A 19,532-nucleotide genomic window follows, 5' to 3' on the forward strand; every position below is an offset into this window, starting at 1 on the left:
GACTCATCGCGGTCGGCGACGCCGGCAGGACCGGCGCGGTCGGCAGGGCGGGCACGATCAGCGCGAACAGCGGGGTCAGCGGGGCCGGCGGCGCCGGCAGCGCTCCGCAGGCCGCCGGGGTTCGGCGCGGGCTCGGGGCGCCCTGCTGACGTGGGGCGACAGTCCGGCGCGGGCGGGCGGTGGGTCGCCGCGTTCGGGAGCCGACCGACGCGCTCGTGCGTCGCCGCTTCGTCGGGGGCGGTGCGCGGGGCGGGCACCGGCCAGGACCCCGCACCGGCACCCACCCCACCGGCCCGGCGGAGTCGTGCCGCAGCCCGCGCCACCGCCGCCCGGCCCAGGGCCGGCACCGCCACACGCAGCCGCCGCGCCGTGGGGACGCGGTGGCGGCGGGTCCACACGTCGTAGTCGGCGGCCTCGATCTCGTCGAGGATCCCCCGGTAGAGCCGGAGCGCGGTCGCGATGCAGGGCCGCGCCACCGGGTCGAGCATCGCGCAGCCGGGTTCGGCGATGCGGTAGACGCCCCGGTTGAGGCGCGCCATCTCCGCCAGGGCCGCGCGCACGCGCGGGTCCTGGGTGCCGGTGCGGCGGCAGTGCGCCAGCAGGTCGCGGTCGGCGCCGTGGGCGGCCAGCACGTCGGCGGGCAGGTAGACCCGGCCCCGGTCGAGGTCTTCGGCGACGTCGCGCAGGAAGTTGGTGAGCTGGAACGCCTCGCCCAGGGCGGCGGCGTGCGGCGCGGCCCGCTCGGGCGGCACCACGGTGCCCAGGACCGGCACCATCTGCAACCCGATGACCTGCGCGGACCCGTACATGTAGCCGCGCAGGTCGGCGTAGGTGGCGTAGTGGTCGACGGTGAGGTCGGCGCGCATGGACGCCATGAAGGCGGTGAAGTGCCCCGAGGGGATCGCGTGGCGGCGGGCGGTGTGGGCGAGGGCGGCGATGACGGGGTGGCGGGCGGCGCCGCCGGCGAGCGCGGCGCGCAGGTCGGCCTCGACGGCGTCGATGCGCGCCCGCCGCTCGGCGGTGGCGGCCTCCGCGCCGAGGTCGTCCACCACGTCGTCCACCCAGCGGGCGAACCCGTAGAGGGCGTGCACGGAGGGCCGGCGCTCGGGCGGCAGCACGCGGGTGGCCAGGTAGTAGGTGCGCCCGTGGCGGGCGTGCAGCGCCCGGCACCGGGCGTAGGCCGCGCGCAGCGCCGGGTCGGTGATGCGGGCGGCGTCGAGTTCGGAGGCGGTGCTCACCGGCGGCCCCCTCCCCCGGCCACGGCCGCCGCTCCGGCGATGCGGGCGGCGGCGAGCTTGCCCGACACCACGGCGGTGGGCAGGCCCACGCCGGGGGTGGTGCCGCAGCCGGCGAGCACGGCGTTGGCGGTGCCCGCCACGAGGTTGCGCGGCCGGAACGGTCCGGTCTGGGCGAAGGTGTGCGCGGTGGCGAAGGGGGTGCCGAAGGCCATGCCGCGCCGCGACCAGTCCTCGGGGGTGATGAGGTGCTCGGCGACGACGGCGGAGCCGAACCCGGTGAGGCCCCGCCGCTCCAGGACGTCCACCAGGTGGTCGCGGTAGGCCGGGCCGAGGCGCCGCCAGTCGGCGGGTCCGGTGCGCAGGTTGGGGCAGGGCGCCAGCACCGACAGCAGGTGGCGGCCGGGCGGGGCCAGGCCGGGGTCGGTGGCGGTGGGGCGGGTGATGAGCAGGGACGGATCGGACATCGGGCGGCCCTCGCGCATGATCTCGGTGAAGGTGCGCCGCCAGGCCGCGCCGAACGAGACGGTGTGGTGGCCCAGGTCGGGCCAGGTGCGGTCGGTCCCGGCGTGCAGGACCACGGCCGAAGGCGAGAAGCGCAGCGGCACGGGCCGCCAGGGCGTGCGGCCCAGCAGCCGGTAGGCCAGCGGCAGGTCGACGGTCAGCACGACGGCGTCGCAGGACACCCGGGCGCCGTCGGCGGTGACGGCGGCGGTCACCCGGTCGTCCCGGCGCTCCAGGCGCCGCACGGCGGTGTCGTAGCGCAGCGTGCCGCCGGCTTTGGCCACCGAGGCGGCCATGGCCTCGCCCAGGCGGCGCACGCCGCCCTTGGGGAAGTACACGCCCGCGACGGTGTCCATGTAGGCGATGACGGCGTAGGCGGCCAGTGCCCGCTGGGGCGGCACCCCGGCGTAGAGGGCCTGGAAGGTGAAGAGGCGGCGCAGCCGGTCGTCGGTGAGGAAGCGGCCCACGGCCGGGGCGAGCCGGCCGAAGCCCCCGATGGCGGCGAGGCGGGCCAGTTCGGGGCAGAGCAGGTCCAGGGGCGAGTCGAAGTTGGCGTCGATGAACCGGCGCATCTGGAGCCGGTACAGCTCCGCCAGCCAGGCGCGCAGCCGCAGGTAGCCGGCCGCCTCGGCGGGGCCGGCGACGCGGCGGACCTCGGCGGCCATGGCCTCGGCGCCGGTGTGGACGTCGATGCGGGAGCCGTCGGCGAACAGGCCCCGGTAGGCGGGTTCGAGGCGGGTCAACTCCAGGCGCTCCTCCAGGGAGTCCCCCACGGCGGCCAGCGCCTCGTCGACCAGCTCGGGCATGGTGAGCACGGTGGGACCGGTGTCCAGCCGGAACCCGTCGACGTCCAGCCGCCCGGCGCGGCCGCCGGGGTGGGGATCGCGCTCCAGGACGGTCACCTCCCGGCCGGCGCCCAGCAGGTGCAGGGCCGCCGAGAGGCCGGCCACGCCCGCGCCCACGACGACGACGTGGTCGGTGGGACCGGCCACGGTACGCAGCGGGCGGGACCGCGCTGCCATGGGTTCACCTTCCCTCCGGGGGGACGGGCGGGCGGCGGCGGAGTGCCGCCACACGACCCGGTTCGCGCGGAACCTCTACCCGCGCCTGCCGTGATCGCACGGGTTCCACCCGCACCACACCGCTTCGCGGCGGTATGCAGTGGTAGCGCCGCTTTCCCACCGAGCGCCCCCGAAACGGCTGGGGGACCGCCCGATGACGGACAGCCGACGCGGACGGCAGGGGCACCCATCCCCGCCGGACCCGGGCGCCCCGGAAGGCGCGGGCAGCCCGACGACCGCGAGGTGGCGTGCCCTGGGCTGCGGTGAAGCGCCCTGGGGCGGGCCGAGGCAGGCCACCACGAACCGTCCCGGAAAAACGCGGCCAGGCGAATGCGGGCGCCCTTGGTCGACGGGCGCGGGTGTGGGCGGGTGTGCGCCGGCGGGCGGTGAGGTGTGCTGGACGCGCGGTCAGGCGGGGCGGTCGGCCGCTTGGGCGGCCATGGCCTCCAGGGCGGCGCGGGCTGCGGCGGGGACACGGGCCTTGCCCAGGTGCGCCAGGCCGGTGCGCACCGTGTGCGCGATGCGGGCCTCCACCTCGGCGCGGGCGCCGAGGTCGGTCAGCAGGGCGCCGAGGTCGCGCACCCGGGCCTCGGTGAGCGCCGGGTCGCCCGCGGCCTCCCGCAGGGCCGACTCCGCCGCGCCGCCGCGTTCGCGCGCGCGGCGCAGGCCGACCGCCCACAGCAGGGTGGGCTTGCCCTCGCGGATGTCATCGCCCACGGGCTTGCCCGTCGCGGCGGGGTCGCCGTAGACGCCGAGGAGGTCGTCGCGCAACTGGAACGCGGTGCCGATCGCGGTGCCGTACCCGCGCAGCGCCCTCACCAGGGCGTCGTCGGCCCCGGCCAGGGCGGCGCCCAGGTGCAGCGGGCGCTCCACGCTGTAGGCGGCGGTCTTGAGCCGGTCCACGCGCAGGGCGGTGTCCGGCTCGGCGTCGCCGCCCGCCTGGGCGCGCAGGTCCAGGAACTGGCCCGCGATGAGTTCGCTGCGCACGTGCCGCCACGGTTCGCGGGCCGCGCTGCCCGCGCCCAGCGCGGCGGCGGCCTCGGTGAACAGGTCCTCGGCCCACGCCAGCGCGAGGTCGCCGGCCAGCACGGCCACCGACTCGCCGTAGCGCTCCGCCCGGCCGGCCCACCCGCGCTCGGCGTGCTCCCGTGCGAGTGCGACGTGCAGCGCCGGGCGGCCGCGCCGCAGCGCCGAGCCGTCCATGACGTCGTCCTGGACCAGCGCGCAGGCGTGCAGCAGTTCCAGGGCCGCCCCCGCGCGCAGCGCCGCCCGCGCCCGGGGGCCGTCGGCCGGTCCCCCGGCCGCGCGCCAGCCCCACCACGCGAAGGCGGGCCGCAGCCGCTTGCCGCCGGAGAGCGTGAAGTCGGCGAGGCGCCGCACGACCTCGTCGGCGAACTCCGCCGCACCGGCGGCGCGGGCGTCGGCCGAGCGCTCGGCGAAGAAGTCCCGCAGGCAGGCGGTCACGGACGCGGCCACACCGGAGTCGGCGCCCATCGCGGCGCCGCCGGGTTGGGCGGTTCTCGCGAGGGCATCGGGTTCGGGCCCCGCACCGGCACCGGCACCGCCGCGTTCGGTGGCCGTCGCCGGGCCGACTGCCGGCGGTGGCCGGTTGGCGTCACCGTCGCGGCGTCCTCCGACGGTGCCTTCGCGGTGGTTTACCGCCTTTCGCCTCATACCGCACTGGTTTCAGGATTCACGGGCGGCAAACCTCGCCCGGGTCACGGGCGGCTCCGGCAGAGCCCGGAGCCCGGCCCTCGGCACCGGGCGGTCCGGGCGTGCCGTCCGCGCGTCCGGTCGGATTGAATAGGTTGCGTGAGGAAGCGCGCCTCGGACAGCCGCGGGCGCGTCAAGCGAACGGAGCGGTGCCATCCTCATCATCACCAACAGCGAGGCCGGCAGCGCCCAGGCCGACCGCCTCCAGGAGGCCGTCGCGCAACTGGGCGGCGCCGAACTGGCCTGGGTGTCCTCGCCCGATGAACTGGACGCCGTCCTCGACCGCGGCCACGACACCGTCGTCACCGCCGGCGGCGACGGCAGCCTGCACGCGCTCGCCAACGCCCTGCACCGGCGCGGCGAACTGGGCGAGCGCACCGCCGGGCTCATCCCCATGGGCACGGGCAACGACTTCGCGCGCACCATCCGCATGCCGCTGGAGCCCGCCGAGGCCGGCGCCGCCCTGCGCGACGCCGTGGTGCGCCCCCTCGACCTGATCGAGGACGACACCGGCGGCATCACCGTCAACGCCGTCCACCTGGGCGTGGGCGCCGACAGCACCCGCGCCGCCTCCCGCTGGAAGCGGCTCCTGGGGCCGGCGAGCTTCCCCGTGGGCGGCGCGATCGCCGGGTTCGCCGCGCGCGGCTACCGGCTGCGCGTCGAAGCCGACGGCGAGATCATCATCGACACCAACCACAAGGTGCTCATGGTGGGCCTGGGCAACGGCAAGTTCATCGGCGGCGGCGCCGCCCGCTTCGCCCCCGACGCCCTGCCCGACGACGGCATGATCAGCCTCGTGGTCTCGCGCTCGCGCGGGTTCACCAAGCGCGCCGTCCACGCCGTGCGGCTGCACCGGGGCACCCATCCCCTGGAGGTCGACGTGCACTACCGCCAGGTGCGGCAGGTCAGCGTCAGCGGCGAGGCGTGCTCGGCCAGCGACGACGGCGAACTCACCGACGACATCACCGCGCGCACCTGGCGCATCCGGCCGCGGGCCTGGCGGTTCCTGGTGCCGCGCGCCTACACCGACCACGCCGGCGACCCCTCCTCGGCCTGACGGCGGCAGCCCGGACGCGGCGCGCACCGCCCGCGTCCGCCGCCCGGCGGGGCGCTCGGAGAGGACGGACGGCGGCGCTCGGCTGGGCGCCCGGCGGCGGTTCCCGTCGCTCCGCGTGATTAACCGTGCGCCCCTGTGGTAGCCGCCCTTCCCAGGAGTCCACGCGGCGTCCCGGACTCCCGGCGCGAGGGCCGCCCCCGGTCCGCCGCGCCGCCGGGCGCCGCCCAGCCCTCCGGCCGGACACGGCCGGAGTGAACCGGAAGGAGCCCGCACCCATGGATCTGGCGTTTCTACAGAAGGCTTACCGGGTCTCCTCTCCAGTCGCGTCCGTCTACATCGACGTCTCACGCGACAGCGCCGACGCCGAGCACGCCCTCGGCCTGCGCTGGCGCGAGGCGCGCGCCGAACTGGGTTCCCAGGGCGCCGATGAGGACACGCTGCGCGCGCTGGACGGCGTCGTCGGCCGCACCGACGGCGCCTCGGGTGCGCGGGGCCAGATCGTCTTCGCCGCCGGGGGCGAGGTGACGTTCGACGCGCTGGTGGCGGCGCCGCCCCAGGAGCGCGCCGTGCGCGTCGGCCCGCTGCCCGACCCCCTTCCCTACCTGCGCAACCGCGGCCGGCGGGTCCCTCACGTGGCCGTGCTGGTGGACAGTATCGGCGCCGACGTGCTGTCGGTGTCCGCGTCGGGGACGCGCCGCACAGACCGCGTCGAGGGCGAGGACCACCCCACCCACAAGGTGCCCGGGGGCGGCTGGAAGCACAAGCAGATGCAGCGCGCGGTGGAGGAGCAGGTCCTCAAGAACACGCGCCAGGTGGCGTCGGCGGTGCACGAGTGCGCCCAGCGCGACGGGGCCGAGGTGGTCGTCGTCGCGGGCGAGCCCGGCGTGGTGCGCGACCTGGTCGACAACCTGCCCGAGGCGACACGCGCCCGCACGGTGGAGACCGAGTCCGGCAGCCGCGCCTCGGGCGCCGACAACGCCAACTTCGAGCGGGAGCTGGACCGGATTTTGGAGGAGCACACCGACGAGCGGCGGCGCTCGGTGGTGGACGCCTTCCTGGAGGGCCGGGGCACCGGCGACCGCGTCACCGAAGGGCTGGAGGCGGTCACGGCCGCCCTCCAGCGCGGCCAGGTCGACACGCTGCTGTGGTCGGCCGACACCGACCTGCGCGGCGAACGGCTGTGGAGCGACCCCGAGGGCGCGCGGATCGCGCTCTCCGAGCGCGAGGTCATCGACCTGGGCGCGGAGGAGGTCCTGGAGGAGGACGCCGCCCCCGTCCTGATCCGCGCCGCCGCCCAGACCGGCGCCCAGTTGGTGTTCGTACCGGAGGAGAAGCTGCGTCTGGAGGACGGCCTCGGCGCGCTGCTGCGCTTCTCCGACCCCACCCTGCCGACCTGACCCCTCGGTCAGCCACGTGTGGGGAGCCCCTGCGCAGGGCGGGGCGCACAGCCAGTGCGGGATGCGATGGAGCTGGAGGGTGACGAGTGCCGCCCGCCGAGGGGTGAGGTGGATGACGGCGGCGACCGCGACGGGTGGCGCGGCGGCGGTCATCGGATTCACACGCCAGCGGTTGAGGCGAGCAAAGAGGGGGCGACGGCGGCGCATGGTGAGCGCTCTGGTCTCCTCGGGGTTCCTGCGGCACCGTGGTCGCGCGCCCGGCACCACACCCGGCCGCACTCCCCTCGTCGCCCCCGACCGACCACCCACCCCGCAACCGACCTCCCGCCGGCTAAGCCTCCGTCTCGCCGACTCCGCGCAGGCTGCGGCGGGGGTCCTCGCCCACCAGGGTGGTGTGGACGTGCTCCACCTCCTCCAGCAGCGCGCGGTGGACGATGTTCTTGGCGCTGCCCTCCCGCGCCCGTTCCAGGGCGGAGCCCAACTCCTCCCGGGCGGCGCGGTTGTCACCGGCCTGGCTGAGGATCTTGCCGAGCAGGATCTGGGTGCGCAGCAGCCCCGACAGGTTGCTCAACCGCTCGTAACCCACCTTGGCGCGCTCCGCCTTCTCCCGGGCCTCCGCTGTGCGCCTGATGGCGAACAGCTCCTGGGCCGTGTGGCGCAGCGCCCGCGCGTGCCACCACCAGTCCTCCAGGGCGGCGAACCCCTCGGCCGCCGCCTCCATGACCTCCCCGCCCCGGTCCCCGTCCGTCTTCATCACCAGCTCGCCCAGGATGAGCCGGGTGCGGTGGCTCCCCCACTCGTCGCCCGCACGGCGCAGCAGGTCGTCGGCCTCCTCCACGCGGGCGACGGCGGCCTCGTGGCTCCACTCGGCCCGGTCCCGGGCGAGGCGGCGGGCCGCCGGGGACGTGGACCACCGGGGGCGCCCGCCGGACGTGCGGACGTAGACCGGCCAGTTCTCCTCGCCCAGGCAGCGCCGCGCGTCCGCGTGCAGGCTCTCGCTCCACTGCCGCGCCCGCTCGGCCGCCTCCCGCTCCGACACCGGCCGGCCCAGCGTGCGCCGCTCGAAGTACCGGAGCCAGTGCGCCGCGCGCGCCGCTTCGGCCTCGGGGTCGAGCAGCAGGTCGCAGGCGTCGTACTGGTCGCGCAGCCGGATCGGGTCCAGCCGGCCCATGGTGCGCAGGCAGCGGGCGCGGTACCAGTCGGCGCCGCCGGTGGCCTCCAGGGTGTCCAGGACGTCGCGCAGCACCAGCCACGCCCGCAGGTCCTGCTTGAGGTGGCCCAGGACCTCGCCCAGCACCAGCCCGGCGTTGGCCGACTGGTCGGTGTCGCCGTTGGCCGCCGACTCCGCGCGGGCGGCGACGAGGTGGGCGTGGGCGCGCTCGTAGTCGCCGCGGAACCGGTACAGCTCCCCCAGGTTGCACAGGGTGCGGGCGTGCCAGCGCCCCTCGCCGCACTCGCCGAACACCCGCTCGGCCCACACCAGTTCGCTCTCGCCCTCGTCGCGGTCGCCGCGCCGGTACAGGTTGACGCCGATGGCGCGGGCGGCGCGCGCCTGCCAGCGCACGTCGCCGTCGGCGAACGCGCGCCGGGCCTGGCGCGCGACGTCCACGGCGTCGGTGTGCCGGCCCTGGCTGCCGGCGAACTCCGCCCGGTCCAGCAGGGAGATCCCCTGGGCCAGCCGGTCGCCGAGGGTGAGGGCGTGCGCGGAGCAGCGCTCCAGGGTCTCGCCCCAGTCCTGCCAGTACACCCGGCCGCCCCGGCACAGCGCGGCGATGGAGCGGGCCAGCCGCCAGGCCAGGGCGGTGGCGCCCCGGTTCTCGGCGAGGGTCAGGCACGCGCGCAGGTTCTGCCGCTCGGACTCGAACCAGGTGTCGGGGCGCTCGGGCGCGCGCAGCCCCAACTCCGGCGCGGCGGCGGCCGGCGGCAGGTCCGGCTCGGTGAAGCCCCACTCCTGGGGCGCGCGGGCGCGCGCCGCCTCCTGGGCCAGCCACGCGTAGGCGGCCAGCAGCCGGTCCATGGCGCGGGTCAGGGCGGGCGCCGACCAGCGCAGCAACTCGGGGCGCGGCACGCCCAGCGCCCGCGCGTCGTTGCCCTGGAGGATGGTGCGGACGTCGGCGTCCAGCGCGTAGCGGAACCGGCCGTCGGCCTCCTCGTTGAGCCGCTTGAGGAGGTAGCGGTCGCACAGGCCGTCCAGGAGCGCGCGGGCGGCGGCGGTGTCGGTGCCCAGCAGGGCGGCGGCCGACCACGGGGTGTAGCTGCTGAGCCCGATGCGGGCGAACCTGCTGAGCAGCAGCCGCTCGGCGGGGGCGCACTCGCCGAACGCCTCGGCGAAGGCCGCGGTGACCCCGGCCGGCCCCAGCAGCACGGTGTTGCGGTCGCTGCGCAACTCGGCCAGCAGTTGCTCGGGCCGCCAGCCGTCGGGGCCGCGCATGCGCATGCCGCAGAAGGAGATGGACAGCGGGTGCCCCTGGCACTGCTCGGCGACCTCGCGCAGGCTCTCGGGGGTGAGGTCGGCCGCGCGCCCGCCGATGATGCTCCTCAGCAGCTCCGCGCCCTCCTCGGGGGTGAGCGGCCCCAGCGGGTAGCGGCGGTAGTGCCGCACGCCGTGCCGCCCGGCCTCGGTGAGGGCGTCGCTGCTGGTGATCACCACGGCGTTGCGCGGCCCTTCCGGCAGCAGCGGCCTGACCTGCGCGAAGTCCTTGGCGTCGTCGAGCACCACGAGCAGGCTGCGCCGGCGGGTGGCCGCCTTCCAGGCCGCGCTCAGCGCCTTGACGTCGAGGTCGTCGCGCTGCGGGGGCTCGTTGACCAGGCGCAGCATCTCGGCCAGGACCTTCTCGGGGTGGCGGGGCCGGCGGCGCGGCGGCGCGAACGGCTGCTCGCGCCGGCCGGGGTGGCGGGCGCCGGCCTCCACGGGCGGCTCGGGGCCGCCGTTGAGGACCTTGGCCAGCCAGCCGTCGGCGAACCGGTGCTCCAGGCGCTGGACCAGGTGCAGGGCGAGTTCGCTCTTGCCCAGCCCCCGCCCGCCGGTGACGGCGATGATCAGCGGGTCGGTGGCGGTGGGGCCGGCGCCGCCCGCGAAGTGCGCCTCGATGTCGCCTTCGACGGCGGCGATGACCTCGGCGCGGCCGGCGAAGTAGGGGCTGGCGTAGGACATGTCGTCGCGCTCGGCCAGCCGCTCGGCGGGGCCGGCCGGGACAGGCGGCGCGGCCGGGAGCCGCTCGGCCGGCGGGTCCAGCATGCGCATGCGGATCAGCTCGTTGACGGTGCCCAGCACCCCGGAGAGGGCGCCGGCGGCCCCCACCAGGAGGAAGGGGGCGCTGGGCGCCATGTCGCCCAGGACGGCCAGCGCGCCGGCGCACGCGCCCACCCCGGCCAGCACGCCCACCAGCCACCACCGGATGCGCGGTCCGGTCCGGTCGGCCGCACCGGCCTTCTTCTTCACCGGCATCGGGGGTCTCCGCGCTCCTGTTCACCTGTGGGGGGTCGCGCCCGGCCGAGGGACGGGGTCCGGGGGGACCCCATGCTCGGCCCCCGCGGCGCCGGTGTCCATGCCCGTACCGACCGGACCGGCGGAGTTCACCGGTTCTTCACGCGGCCGGCGGGCGGCGGCCCGGAGGGTCGGCGGGGCGCGGCGCGCGGGCGCTCACCCGGCCGGGTCCTCCTTGGCGACGAGGGTGAGCACATCGTAGGTCGCCACGGTGTCGCCGTCACCGTTGCGCACGACCGCGTCCCAGCGGACCTCGCCGTAGTCGGCGCCGGCGCGCGGGGTGATCTGCTTGGCCGTCAACTGGACCGCGATGCTGTCGCCGGCCTTCACCGGGGTGCGGAAGCGGAGGTTGTCAACGCCGTAGTTGGCCAGAACCGGCCCCGGCGCGGGGTCCACGAACAGCCCGGCGGCCAGCGACACCACGAGGTAGCCGTGGGCGACGATCCCGCCGAAGAGGGGGTTGGCCGCCGCGGCCTCGGGGTCGGTGTGGGCGTAGAAGGTGTCGCCGGTGAACTCCGCGAAGTGGGCGATGTCGTCGAGGGTGACCGTGCGCGGCGCCGAGGAGACGGTGTCGCCGATCCGCAGCCGCGCCAGGCTCTTGCGGAAGGGGTGCTCCTGCCCGGTCGTGCGGCGCGAGCCGGTGGTCCAGCGGCCGGTGACGGCGGTGAGCATGTCGGGCGAGCCCTGCACGGCGGTGCGCTGCATGTGGTGCAGCACCCCGCGCACCCCGCCCAACTCCTCGCCGCCGCCGGCGCGCCCGGGGCCGCCGTGGACCAGCACCGGCAGCGGGGCGCCGTGGCCGGTGGACTCCTCGGCGCAGTCGCCGTCCAGCACCAGGATGCGGCCGTGCCAGGGCGCGCAGCCCAGCACCACCGCGCGGGCCACGGCCGGGTCGCGGGTGACGACCGACCCCACCAGGCTGCCGCGCCCGCGCGCGGCCAGGGCCACGGCGTCCTCCACCGTGCGGTAGCCGATCACCGTGCTGACGGGGCCGAACGCCTCGACGTCGTGGGGTTGGGCGGCGCCGGTGCGGGCGCGCAGCAGCACGGGCGACACGAACGCGCCGCGCTCGCGGTCGGCACCGGAGAGCGCGCCGCGGTCGGGGTCGCCGTAGGCGGTGTCGGCGCCGGCGCGCAGGGCGGCCACGGCCGCGCGCACCTCGGTGCGCTGGTCGTGGCCGGCCAGGGGCCCCATGTCGACGCCGGGGTCGGCGGGGTCGCCCACCACGACGGCGGCCAGCCGCTCGGCCGCCGCCGCGACGACGTCCTCGACGCGGTGCTCGGGCACCAGCGCCCGGCGGATGGCGGTGCACTTCTGCCCGGCCTTGACGGTCATCTCGGTGACCAGTTGGTCGATGTAGAGCGCGAACTCGGGGTCCTCGGGCGCGACGTCGGGGCCCAGCACCGAGCAGTTGAGGGAGTCGGCCTCGACCTGGAGCCGCACCCCGCCCGAGACCACGGCGCGGTGGGCGCGCAGCAGCGCCCCGGTGGCGGCCGATCCGGTGAAGGCGACGGTGTCCTGGGGGCCGAGGTGGTCCAGCAGCCCCTCGGGGCCGCCGGCCAGCAGTTGGAGCGACCCCTCGGGCAGCAGGCCCGACTCCACGACGCGCCGCACCACGCGCTCGGTGAGGTAGGCGGTGGGCGCGGCGGGCTTGACGATGGTGGGCAGCCCGGCGAGGAAGGCCGGCGCGAACTTCTCCAGCATGCCCCACACGGGGAAGTTGAAGGCGTTGATCTGCACGGCGACGCCGGGCCGGGAGGTGTAGACGTGCTGGCCGGCGAACGTGCCGCCGCGCCCCAGCCGCTCGGTGGGGCCGTCGAGGTAGACGGTGTCGTTGGGGAGTTCGCGCACGCCCCGGCCGGCGTAGCTGAACAGGGTGCCCAGCCCGCCGTCGACGTCGAAGGCGTTGTCGCGCACGGTGGCGCCGGTGCGGTGGGACAGCGCGTGGAACTCGTCGGTGAACCCGGTGAGGTGCTTGGCCAGGCTCTTGAGGACGGCGGCGCGCTCGTGGAAGGTGAGCGCGCGCAGCGCCGGGCCGCCCACGCGGCGGCCGTACTCCACCATGCCGGCGACATCCAGTCCGGTGCTGGACAGCCGGGCCACCGTCGCGCCGGTGGCGGCGTCGGTGAGCGGCCGGCCCTCGTCGGCCGCGCGGAACCAGGTGCCCTGCGCGTAGCTCTCCAGTAGTGCGCCCACGGCCGCAGTCCTTCCCTCACGCCCTCAAGCCCGATGCGCCCTTGCCGGCGCCCGTCGTTGCGCCCCGGCCCCGCATCGTGCACACTATTACAGACCGATCGGTCAGTAAATGATCCGGCGCGCACCCCGGGAGGGGCCATGACGGCACCGGCCGCACCCGCCGAGGCGGAGCTGAACGCGCGGTTCGAGGCGGTGGTCGCCGCGCAGGAGCGGATCGAGCCGCGCGACTGGATGCCCGAGGGCTACCGCCGCACCCTCATCCGCCAGATCGCCCAGCACGCCCACTCCGAGATCATCGGCATGCAGCCCGAGGGCAACTGGATCTCGCGCGCGCCCTCGCTGCGGCGCAAGGCCATCCTGCTGGCCAAGGTCCAGGACGAGGCCGGGCACGGGCTCTACCTGTACTCGGCGGCCGAGACCCTGGGCGCCGACCGCGCCGACCTCACCCGGCGGCTGATCTCCGGCGCCCAGAAGTACTCCTCGATCTTCAACTACCCCACCCTCAGCTACGCCGACGTCGGCACCATCGGCTGGCTGGTCGACGGCGCCGCCATCTGCAACCAGGTGCCGCTGTGCCGCGGTTCCTACGGCCCCTACAGCCGCGCCATGATCCGCATCTGCAAGGAGGAGTCTTTCCACCAGCGCCAGGGCTACGAACTCCTGATGACGATGATGCGCGGCACCGACGCCCAGCGCGCCATGGTCCAGGACTCGGTGAACCGGTTCTGGTGGCCCTCGCTGATGATGTTCGGCCCGCCCGACACCGACTCCCCCAACACCGCGCAGTCCATGGCCTGGGGAATCAAGCGCCACACCAACGACGAACTGCGCCAGCGGTTCGTCGACATGACCGTGCCCCAGGCCGAGGCGCTGGGGGTCACCCTGCCCGACCCCGACCTCGCCTGGAACCCCGAGCGCGGCTCCTACGACTTCGGCGAGCCCGACTGGGCGGAGCTGCGCGCGGTCATCTCGGGCAACGGCCCCTGCAACGCCCAGCGGCTGGCGCACCGCCGCCGCGCCCACGAGGACGGCGCCTGGGTGCGCGAGGCCGCCGCGGCCTTCGCCGCCCGCGCCGCCGGAGAGGAGGCGCCGTGACCACCGAGGGCACCGCCCCCCGCGCGGCCGGCGACTGGCCGCTCTACGAGGTGTTCGTGCGCGGCAAGCGCGGCCTCAACCACGTGCACGTGGGCTCCCTGCACGCGGCCGACGACACCATGGCGCTGCGCAGCGCCCGCGACGTCTACACCCGGCGCAACGAGGGGGTCAGCATCTGGGTGGTGCGCTCGGACCTGATCACCGCCTCCAGCCCCGAGGAGAAGGACCCGATGTTCGCGCCCTCGGGCGACAAGGTCTACCGGCACCCCACCTTCTACACCATCCCCGCCGACGTCCCCCACATGTGAGCCGGGTGAGCCGCCGATGACCACGCACGACCCCGCCGGGGACCAGGAGTCGGTCTACGCCGGCCTGCTGGGCGACACCGACGCCTCCCACTGGGCGTTCGGCACCGGGTTCGACGACCCGCTGGCCGGGGTCGACACCGCCGTGCCCGACGGCGTGGACCGCGCCGACCTCGCCGCCTACTGCCTGATGCTGGGCGACGACGCCCTGGTGCTGGCCCAGCGCCTGGCCGAGTGGTGCAGCCGCGCCCCCGAACTGGAGGAGGACGTCACCCTGGCCAACATCGCGCTGGACCTGCTGGGCCAGGCCCGCCCGCTGCTGGCGCGCGCCGCCCAGGCCGACCCCGGCGCGGTGCCGGCCCTGCCGCCGGGCTCCCCCGCCCCGCCCGAGGACGCGCTGGCGTTCTTCCGCGACGAGCCCGGCTTCCGCAACGTCCGCCTGGTCGAGACCGCCAACGGCGACTTCGCCCGCTCCACCGTGCGCCTGCTGCTGTTCGCGGTGTGGCGGCTGGCGCTGCTGGAGCGGCTGCGCGACTCCCGCGACCCGGTGCTGGCGGCGGTGGCGGCCAAGGGCGTCAAGGAGGTCGCCTACCACCGCGACCACGCCGCCCGCTGGACGGTGGTGCTGGCCCGGGGCACCGAGGAGTCCGCCCGCCGCGTGCGCGCGGCCCTGGAGGCGGTGTGGCCCTACCACGACGAACTGTTCCAGTCCCACCCGGTGGAGCGGCGCGTGGCCGCGGCCGGCGTCGGCCCGGCGCCCGAGGACCTGCGCGCCCCCTGCGCGGCGGTGCTGGGCGAGGTCTGGGCGGCGGCCGGGCTCGCCCCGCCCGAGGTCCCCGGCCTGGCCCGGGTGGGCGGGCGGGCCGGCCGCGACGGCGTGCACACCGAGGAGCTGGGCCGGCTGCTGGCCGAGATGCAGTCGGTCGCCCGCGCGCACCCCCTGGGGTCGTGGTGAGCGCGGCGCCCGGCCCGGCGGCGGTGGCGGCGGCCACGGCCCGCGCCCGGCGCGCGGCCGCCGCCGTCACCGACCCCGAACTGCCCATGCTGACGCTGGCCGACCTGGGCGTGCTGCGCGAGGTGAGCGCCGACGCCGAGGGCGGGGTGGACGTCGCGCTCACCCCCACCTACTCCGGGTGCCCGGCCATGGCGGCGATGCGGGCCGACGTGGTGCGGGCGCTGAAGGCCGCCGGGTTCGCCGAGGTGCGGGTGCGCACCGCGCTGCACCCGCCCTGGACCTCCGACTGGATCACCGAGCGGGGCCGGCGCCGCCTGGCCGAGCACGGGATCTCCCCGCCCGGGCCGGCGCCCCGGCACGGCGGCCCGGTGCCGCTGTCGCTGGTGCCGCGCCGGCGAGCGCTGCGCTGCCCGCGCTGCGGCGCGGGCGGAGCCGAGCTGACGTCGGAGTTCGGCGCGACGGCCTGCCGGGCGCTGTACCGCTGCGCCGCCTGCGGCGAGCCGTTCGAGCACGTGAAGGAGATCTGAGGTGAGCGTCCTGGCCGGCGCCGACCGGGCCGGTGCGCGGCGCCGCGCACCCGTCTTCCACCCGCTGCGCGTGGCGGCGGTGGAGCGGCTGTGCGCCGACGCCGCCGCGGTGACCTTCGAAGTCCCCGCCGAGCTGGCCGCGGAGTTCGCGTTCGCGCCCGGGCAGTCGATCACCCTGCGCCGCCGCGTCGGCGGGGTCGAGCACCGGCGCACCTACTCGGTGTGCGCTCCGACGGGCGGCCCCCTGCGCATCGGCGTGCGCGAGGTGCCCGGCGGCCTGTTCTCGTCCTGGCTCGTGCGCGAGGCCGCGCCCGGCGACGTGGTGGAGGCGGCCCCGCCCTCGGGCGCGTTCCGCGCCGACCCCGCGCGCCCGGGGCACCACCTGCTCATCGCCGCCGGGTCGGGGATCACCCCCGTGCTGTCCATCGCCGCGTCCGTGCTGGCCGACCCCCGGTCGCGGGCGACGCTGGTCTACGCCAACCGCACCAGCGCCACGGTGATGTTCGGCGAGGAGCTGGCCGACCTCAAGGACCGCCACCCCGACCGGTTCCACCTCGTGCACGTGCTCTCCCGCGAGCCGCGCGAGGCCGAACTTCTCTCGGGCCGGCTGGACCCCGACCGGCTGCGCCGGCTGCTGGCCGCCCTGGTGCCGGTGGAAGCGGTCGACGACGTCTGGCTGTGCGGGCCGCTGCCGCTGATCGAGGGCGCGCGCGGGGTCCTGGCCGAGGCGGGGGTGCCCGCCGAGCGGGTGCACTCCGAACTGTTCTACGTGGACGAGCCGCCCCCGCCGCCGCGCCGCGCCGCCGATACCGCGCCGGACACCGCCGGGCGCCTCACCGTGCTGCTGGACGGGCGCGCCACCACCGCGCCGCTGCCGCCTGAGGGCACGCTGCTGGCGGCGGCCCAGGCGGTGCGGGCCGACCTGCCGTTCGCCTGCCGGGGCGGGGTGTGCGGCACCTGCCGGGCGCGGGTGACCGCCGGCGAGGTGGATATGCGCCGCAACTACGCGCTGGAGCCCGCCGAGGTCGAGAAGGGGTTCGTGCTCACCTGCCAGTCCTATCCGCGCAGCGCGGACGTGGCGGTGGACTACGACGCCTGAGCGGCGCCCTCCGCGCGCGAGGGGCGGCCGGGCGCGGGAAAGGCGGGGGTGAACCGGGCGCGACCCAATGGAGGCGGGCCGGCGGGCCCGCCTCCATTGGGTCGGCTTGTGTCAGTGCTGGGGCGCGGTGGGTCCGCGCTCAGTGAGCGGCCTCATATTCCGCCACGATCTCCGCGGGAATGCGGCCGCGGTCGTTAATCTGCTTGCCGGCCTGCTTGGCCCAGGACCGGATCTCGGCGGCGCGCTGGCCGCTGTCGGCGGTTTTGCGCCGCGGCCGGCCCGGGCGGCCGCCCTGGGAGGTCTTGCGGGCGCTGTCCAAATACGGCGACAGGGTCTCGCGCAGCTTTTTCGCGTTGGCGGAACTGAGATCGATCTGGTAGCTCCTGCCGTCGAGGCCGAACTCCACGGACTCCTCGGCCGGGCCGCCGTCCAAGTCATCGACAAGCAGGACTTCAACCTTCCGAGACATGGCGGTACCTCAGATCTACTCATTCGGCGCTGCTGGATTCGCGTCGGTGGGGACCACTATAGGAAATCCATCGCAAAAATCAAACAAGGCCGTCTTTCTCTTTGTTCCGGTTTTTTCGGAGTATTCATTGACCTGAACCCGGAGGCGGCCCGCGCCCTCCGCGGCCCTCCCCGCCCGGCCGCCCCTGGAAGCCGCGCCGTATCCTGCTGGGCGGCGGGGCGCGAGGCGCCCTCAGCGGACCGGACGATGGGAGAGGTATGGCGGTGACGCCGGAGGCCGGCGGGGCCATCAGGGCTGATGGGACCGGGGCCGGAGGGCCGCCGCGCGCGGTCCTGTGGGACATGGACGGCACGCTGGTGGACACCGAGCCGCTGTGGGGAGTGGCGCTCGACGAGGTGGCCGCCGAACTCGGCCGGCCCCTGGACCAGGCCATCCGCGACGCCATGACCGGCACCGACGACCGGACCACCATGCGGATGCTGGCGGAGTACACCGGCGTCGCGGTGACCGGCGCGCGGCTGGACGCGCTGCACGAGCGGATCGTGGAGCGGGTGGCGGGCATCCTGCGGGAGTCCGTGCCGGTGCTGGAGGGCGCGGTGGAGGCGGTGCGCGGCGTGCGCGCGGCGGGGGCGGCCACGGCGCTGGTGACCTCCTCGCCCCGGCGGGTGACCGAGGTCGTACTGGGGGCGCTGGCGGGCGCGGAGTTCGACGCCGTGGTGACCGCCGAGGACGTCGAGCGGCGCAAGCCCGACCCGCAGCCCTACCTGCTCGGGGCGCACCTGCTGGGGGTGCCGCCGACCGCCTGCTGGGCGGTGGAGGACTCCCCCAGCGGCGCGGAGGCCGCCGAGCGCGCCGGCTGCCGGGTCCTGCTGGCGCCGGGCGCGCTGCCCGGCGCCCACGGCCCCGGTCGCACGCACCTGGCGGCGCTGAACGCGCTGGTGGACCTGGCCGGGGCGGCGCCGGCCGGCTGAGACCTGACCGGCGCTCCCGGCGCGCGGTGGCGCCGCCGCCCGCGCCTGCGGGGCCGTCCCGCGCCCCGCGCCGGCGGTCGGACGGACCGCTCAGCGGTGGCCGTGCAGCAGGCGGAAGCCGAGTTCGGTGACGCGGTGGCACACGGTGTTGCGCTCGCGGTGGCTGGCCACCAGCCCCGAGCCGCGCAGCACGGTGGTGTGCTCGCTGGCCGAGGCGGGCGAGATCTCCAGGCGCCGGGACAGCTCGGTGGTGGTGCAGCCCTCGGCCAGCGCCTCGAAGACGGCCGCCCGGGTGCGGCCCAGCAGCCTTTCCAGCGCGGCCCGCCGCTGGGGCTCCAGCGCGGCGCGCGGCGGCGCCGACGCGGTGTGCACGGCCGGGTAGACCACCACGGCCGCCTGGAGGGGGTCGCGTAGCGCGATGGGGTAGCGCCGGCAGAAGTAGGACGGCACCAGGTGCAGGGGCCGGCCGCCCAGGCGCAGGTCGCGGTGGAGCGGATAGGGCAGCTCCAGCACCGCGCCCTGCCACCGGGCCGCGCGCCGCAGCGGGGCCGGCAGCGGCACCGCGCCGCCGCCGGGCCGGCCGGGGACTCCGGCCGCCGTCGCCTCGGCCGCTCCGGCTGCATCGGCCGCTCCGGCGGGATCGCCCGGCCCCGCCGCCCGTCCCACGGGCACGCGGCCGGCCGGGCGGACGCGCCCGGCGCGGGCACCCGCGCGCACGGCGGTGCGGGGCGCGGAGCGCGGGGCCGGAACGGCGCGGGAGGCGGACCCCGGCGGCGGCGCGGGCGCCGGGAAGTCGGGGTCGGCGGCGAGGTTGTCGGCGATCAGCGCCGTGCGGGCGTCCCACTCGGCGGCCAGGGCCAGGGCGAAGTAGGCGCGCACGGCCTCGGCCAGGGGCGCGAGCGCGCCCGGCCCCTCGCGCAGCAGCGCCCGGGCGGCGGCGCCGCGCTCGGGGTCGTCCTGGCGGGCCAGCAGGCGCAGGTCGCGGCGGAAGCGGTCGGCGGGGGTGGCGCGCAGCGCCGCCAGCCCGGCGTCGAGCCCGCCGGGGCCCTCGGCGCCGGCCGGGCGCCCGGTGCCCGCGCCCAGCGGGGTGAGGAAGTCGGGAGAGTAGCCCTCGGGTGGGGCGAGCGCGGCCAGCCGGCGCATCGGGGCGGTGAGGTCGCGCCGCACCCGCGCCCGCCAGCGGTCCAGCCCGGGGTCGGCGAAGGGGTCCTGCAAGGCGTGCAGGCTGAGCAGGACCTCCCACATGGCGTCGGGCCGCGCCGCGCTGTGCACGGGTTCGGGGCGCGCGGGGTCGAAGTGGATGCGCAGCATGGTTCCTCCCGTGGCCCGGCCGGCGCGGCGCGGGGGTCGGCTCCCCAAGCCGACCGGCCGGACCGGCGCCGCTACCGACCGTGTCCGCTTCCGGGCCCATGGTAGGCGCGCGGCGCTTGGGGCTCGGTTGCGGTTCGCTTGGAGCCGCGC

The 19,532-nt window shown here is 76.8% G+C and carries 14 protein-coding genes and 1 pseudogene; 8 read left to right on the forward strand and 7 right to left on the reverse strand.

Annotation, left to right across the window (positions count from 1 at the left end; translation table 11 throughout):
- Positions 1-311: 311 nt before the first annotated feature.
- The 3 genes and pseudogenes from LG943_RS24725 to LG943_RS24735 all read right to left on the reverse strand — a co-directional run.
- Positions 312-1,238, reverse strand: a pseudogene (locus tag LG943_RS24725) (phytoene/squalene synthase family protein); the annotation flags it as partial.
- Entirely contained in the window at positions 1,235-2,761 is a 1,527-nt protein-coding gene (gene crtI, locus LG943_RS24730) for a phytoene desaturase family protein (protein WP_270074770.1), read from the reverse strand. The gene crtI and the pseudogene LG943_RS24725, both read right to left, overlap by 4 nt.
- A 447-nt stretch (positions 2,762-3,208) precedes the next feature.
- Positions 3,209-4,294 (reverse strand): polyprenyl synthetase family protein, encoded by a 1,086-nt coding sequence (locus LG943_RS24735; RefSeq protein WP_270074771.1) that lies wholly within the window; start codon positions 4,292-4,294, stop codon positions 3,209-3,211.
- A 382-nt stretch (positions 4,295-4,676) separates the two neighbouring features.
- On the opposite strand from LG943_RS24735, the gene LG943_RS24740 reads away from it, so the two are divergent.
- Positions 4,677-5,570: a diacylglycerol/lipid kinase family protein gene (locus tag LG943_RS24740; protein ID WP_270074788.1), complete on the forward strand. Its 894-nt coding sequence runs from the start codon at positions 4,677-4,679 to the stop codon at positions 5,568-5,570.
- A 275-nt stretch (positions 5,571-5,845) separates the two neighbouring features.
- A complete protein-coding gene (locus tag LG943_RS24745) occupies positions 5,846-6,967 on the forward strand; it encodes a baeRF2 domain-containing protein (RefSeq protein WP_270074772.1) in 1,122 nt (373 codons plus the stop codon).
- Between the two features lie 331 nt (positions 6,968-7,298).
- Here LG943_RS24745 and LG943_RS24750 read toward each other — a convergent pair whose 3' ends face one another.
- The gene (locus tag LG943_RS24750) at positions 7,299-10,415 is read right to left on the reverse strand and encodes a tetratricopeptide repeat protein (RefSeq protein ID WP_270074773.1); all 3,117 of its coding nucleotides are present in this window, start codon (positions 10,413-10,415) and stop codon (positions 7,299-7,301) included.
- A gap of 195 nt (positions 10,416-10,610) precedes the next feature.
- The gene (gene paaZ / locus LG943_RS24755) at positions 10,611-12,650 is read right to left on the reverse strand and encodes a phenylacetic acid degradation bifunctional protein PaaZ (RefSeq protein WP_270074774.1); all 2,040 of its coding nucleotides are present in this window, start codon (positions 12,648-12,650) and stop codon (positions 10,611-10,613) included.
- A gap of 138 nt (positions 12,651-12,788) precedes the next feature.
- On the opposite strand from paaZ, the gene paaA reads away from it, so the two are divergent.
- Genes paaA through paaE form a run of 5 tightly spaced genes read left to right on the forward strand, consistent with a single transcriptional unit; the run spans position 12,789 to position 16,631 of the window.
- Entirely contained in the window at positions 12,789-13,745 is a 957-nt protein-coding gene (paaA, locus tag LG943_RS24760) for a 1,2-phenylacetyl-CoA epoxidase subunit PaaA (RefSeq protein WP_270074775.1), read from the forward strand.
- Positions 13,742-14,053 (forward strand): 1,2-phenylacetyl-CoA epoxidase subunit PaaB, encoded by a 312-nt coding sequence (gene paaB, locus LG943_RS24765; protein ID WP_270074776.1) that lies wholly within the window; start codon positions 13,742-13,744, stop codon positions 14,051-14,053. The genes paaA and paaB overlap by 4 nt, the downstream gene beginning before the upstream one ends.
- 16 nt (positions 14,054-14,069) lie before the next feature.
- Positions 14,070-15,005 carry a 1,2-phenylacetyl-CoA epoxidase subunit PaaC gene (gene paaC, locus LG943_RS24770; RefSeq protein ID WP_270074777.1) on the forward strand — a complete coding sequence of 312 codons (936 nt, stop codon included), beginning with the start codon at positions 14,070-14,072 and terminating at the stop codon, positions 15,003-15,005.
- A complete protein-coding gene (paaD, locus tag LG943_RS24775) occupies positions 15,002-15,532 on the forward strand; it encodes a 1,2-phenylacetyl-CoA epoxidase subunit PaaD (protein ID WP_270074778.1) in 531 nt (176 codons plus the stop codon). Before paaC ends, paaD begins: the two co-directional genes overlap by 4 nt.
- A gap of 1 nt (position 15,533) precedes the next feature.
- Positions 15,534-16,631, forward strand: a complete 1,098-nt coding sequence (gene paaE, locus LG943_RS24780) for a 1,2-phenylacetyl-CoA epoxidase subunit PaaE (RefSeq protein ID WP_408648647.1) — start codon at positions 15,534-15,536, stop codon at positions 16,629-16,631.
- Positions 16,632-16,770: 139 nt separating this feature from the next.
- Here paaE and LG943_RS24785 read toward each other — a convergent pair whose 3' ends face one another.
- On the reverse strand, positions 16,771-17,100 hold the full coding sequence (locus LG943_RS24785; protein ID WP_270074779.1) for a histone-like nucleoid-structuring protein Lsr2: 330 nt from the start codon (positions 17,098-17,100) through the stop codon (positions 16,771-16,773).
- Positions 17,101-17,357: 257 nt separating this feature from the next.
- Between LG943_RS24785 and LG943_RS24790 the strand changes: the two genes are divergently transcribed.
- A complete protein-coding gene (locus LG943_RS24790) occupies positions 17,358-18,071 on the forward strand; it encodes an HAD family hydrolase (protein ID WP_270074780.1) in 714 nt (237 codons plus the stop codon).
- Positions 18,072-18,161: 90 nt separating this feature from the next.
- Here the strand turns inward: LG943_RS24790 and LG943_RS24795 are convergent, their stop codons facing one another.
- On the reverse strand, positions 18,162-19,382 hold the full coding sequence (locus LG943_RS24795) for a winged helix-turn-helix domain-containing protein (RefSeq protein ID WP_270074781.1): 1,221 nt from the start codon (positions 19,380-19,382) through the stop codon (positions 18,162-18,164).
- Positions 19,383-19,532 lie beyond the last annotated feature (150 nt).

It is taken from the genome of Streptomonospora mangrovi (assembly GCF_027604915.1).
Taxonomy (GTDB): Bacteria; Actinomycetota; Actinomycetes; order Streptosporangiales; family Streptosporangiaceae; genus Streptomonospora; species Streptomonospora mangrovi.

Coding starts and splice junctions, on each gene's coding strand:
- crtI (WP_270074770.1), bottom strand. CDS start 2,761: ATGGCAGCGCGGTCCCGCCCGCTGCGTACCGTGGCCGGTCCCACCGAC.
- LG943_RS24735 (WP_270074771.1), bottom strand. CDS start 4,294: ATGGGCGCCGACTCCGGTGTGGCCGCGTCCGTGACCGCCTGCCTGCGG.
- LG943_RS24745 (WP_270074772.1), top strand. CDS start 5,846: ATGGATCTGGCGTTTCTACAGAAGGCTTACCGGGTCTCCTCTCCAGTC.
- LG943_RS24750 (WP_270074773.1), bottom strand. CDS start 10,415: ATGCCGGTGAAGAAGAAGGCCGGTGCGGCCGACCGGACCGGACCGCGC.
- paaA (WP_270074775.1), top strand. CDS start 12,789: ATGACGGCACCGGCCGCACCCGCCGAGGCGGAGCTGAACGCGCGGTTC.
- paaC (WP_270074777.1), top strand. CDS start 14,070: ATGACCACGCACGACCCCGCCGGGGACCAGGAGTCGGTCTACGCCGGC.
- LG943_RS24785 (WP_270074779.1), bottom strand. CDS start 17,100: ATGTCTCGGAAGGTTGAAGTCCTGCTTGTCGATGACTTGGACGGCGGC.
- LG943_RS24790 (WP_270074780.1), top strand. CDS start 17,358: ATGGCGGTGACGCCGGAGGCCGGCGGGGCCATCAGGGCTGATGGGACC.
- LG943_RS24795 (WP_270074781.1), bottom strand. CDS start 19,382: ATGCTGCGCATCCACTTCGACCCCGCGCGCCCCGAACCCGTGCACAGC.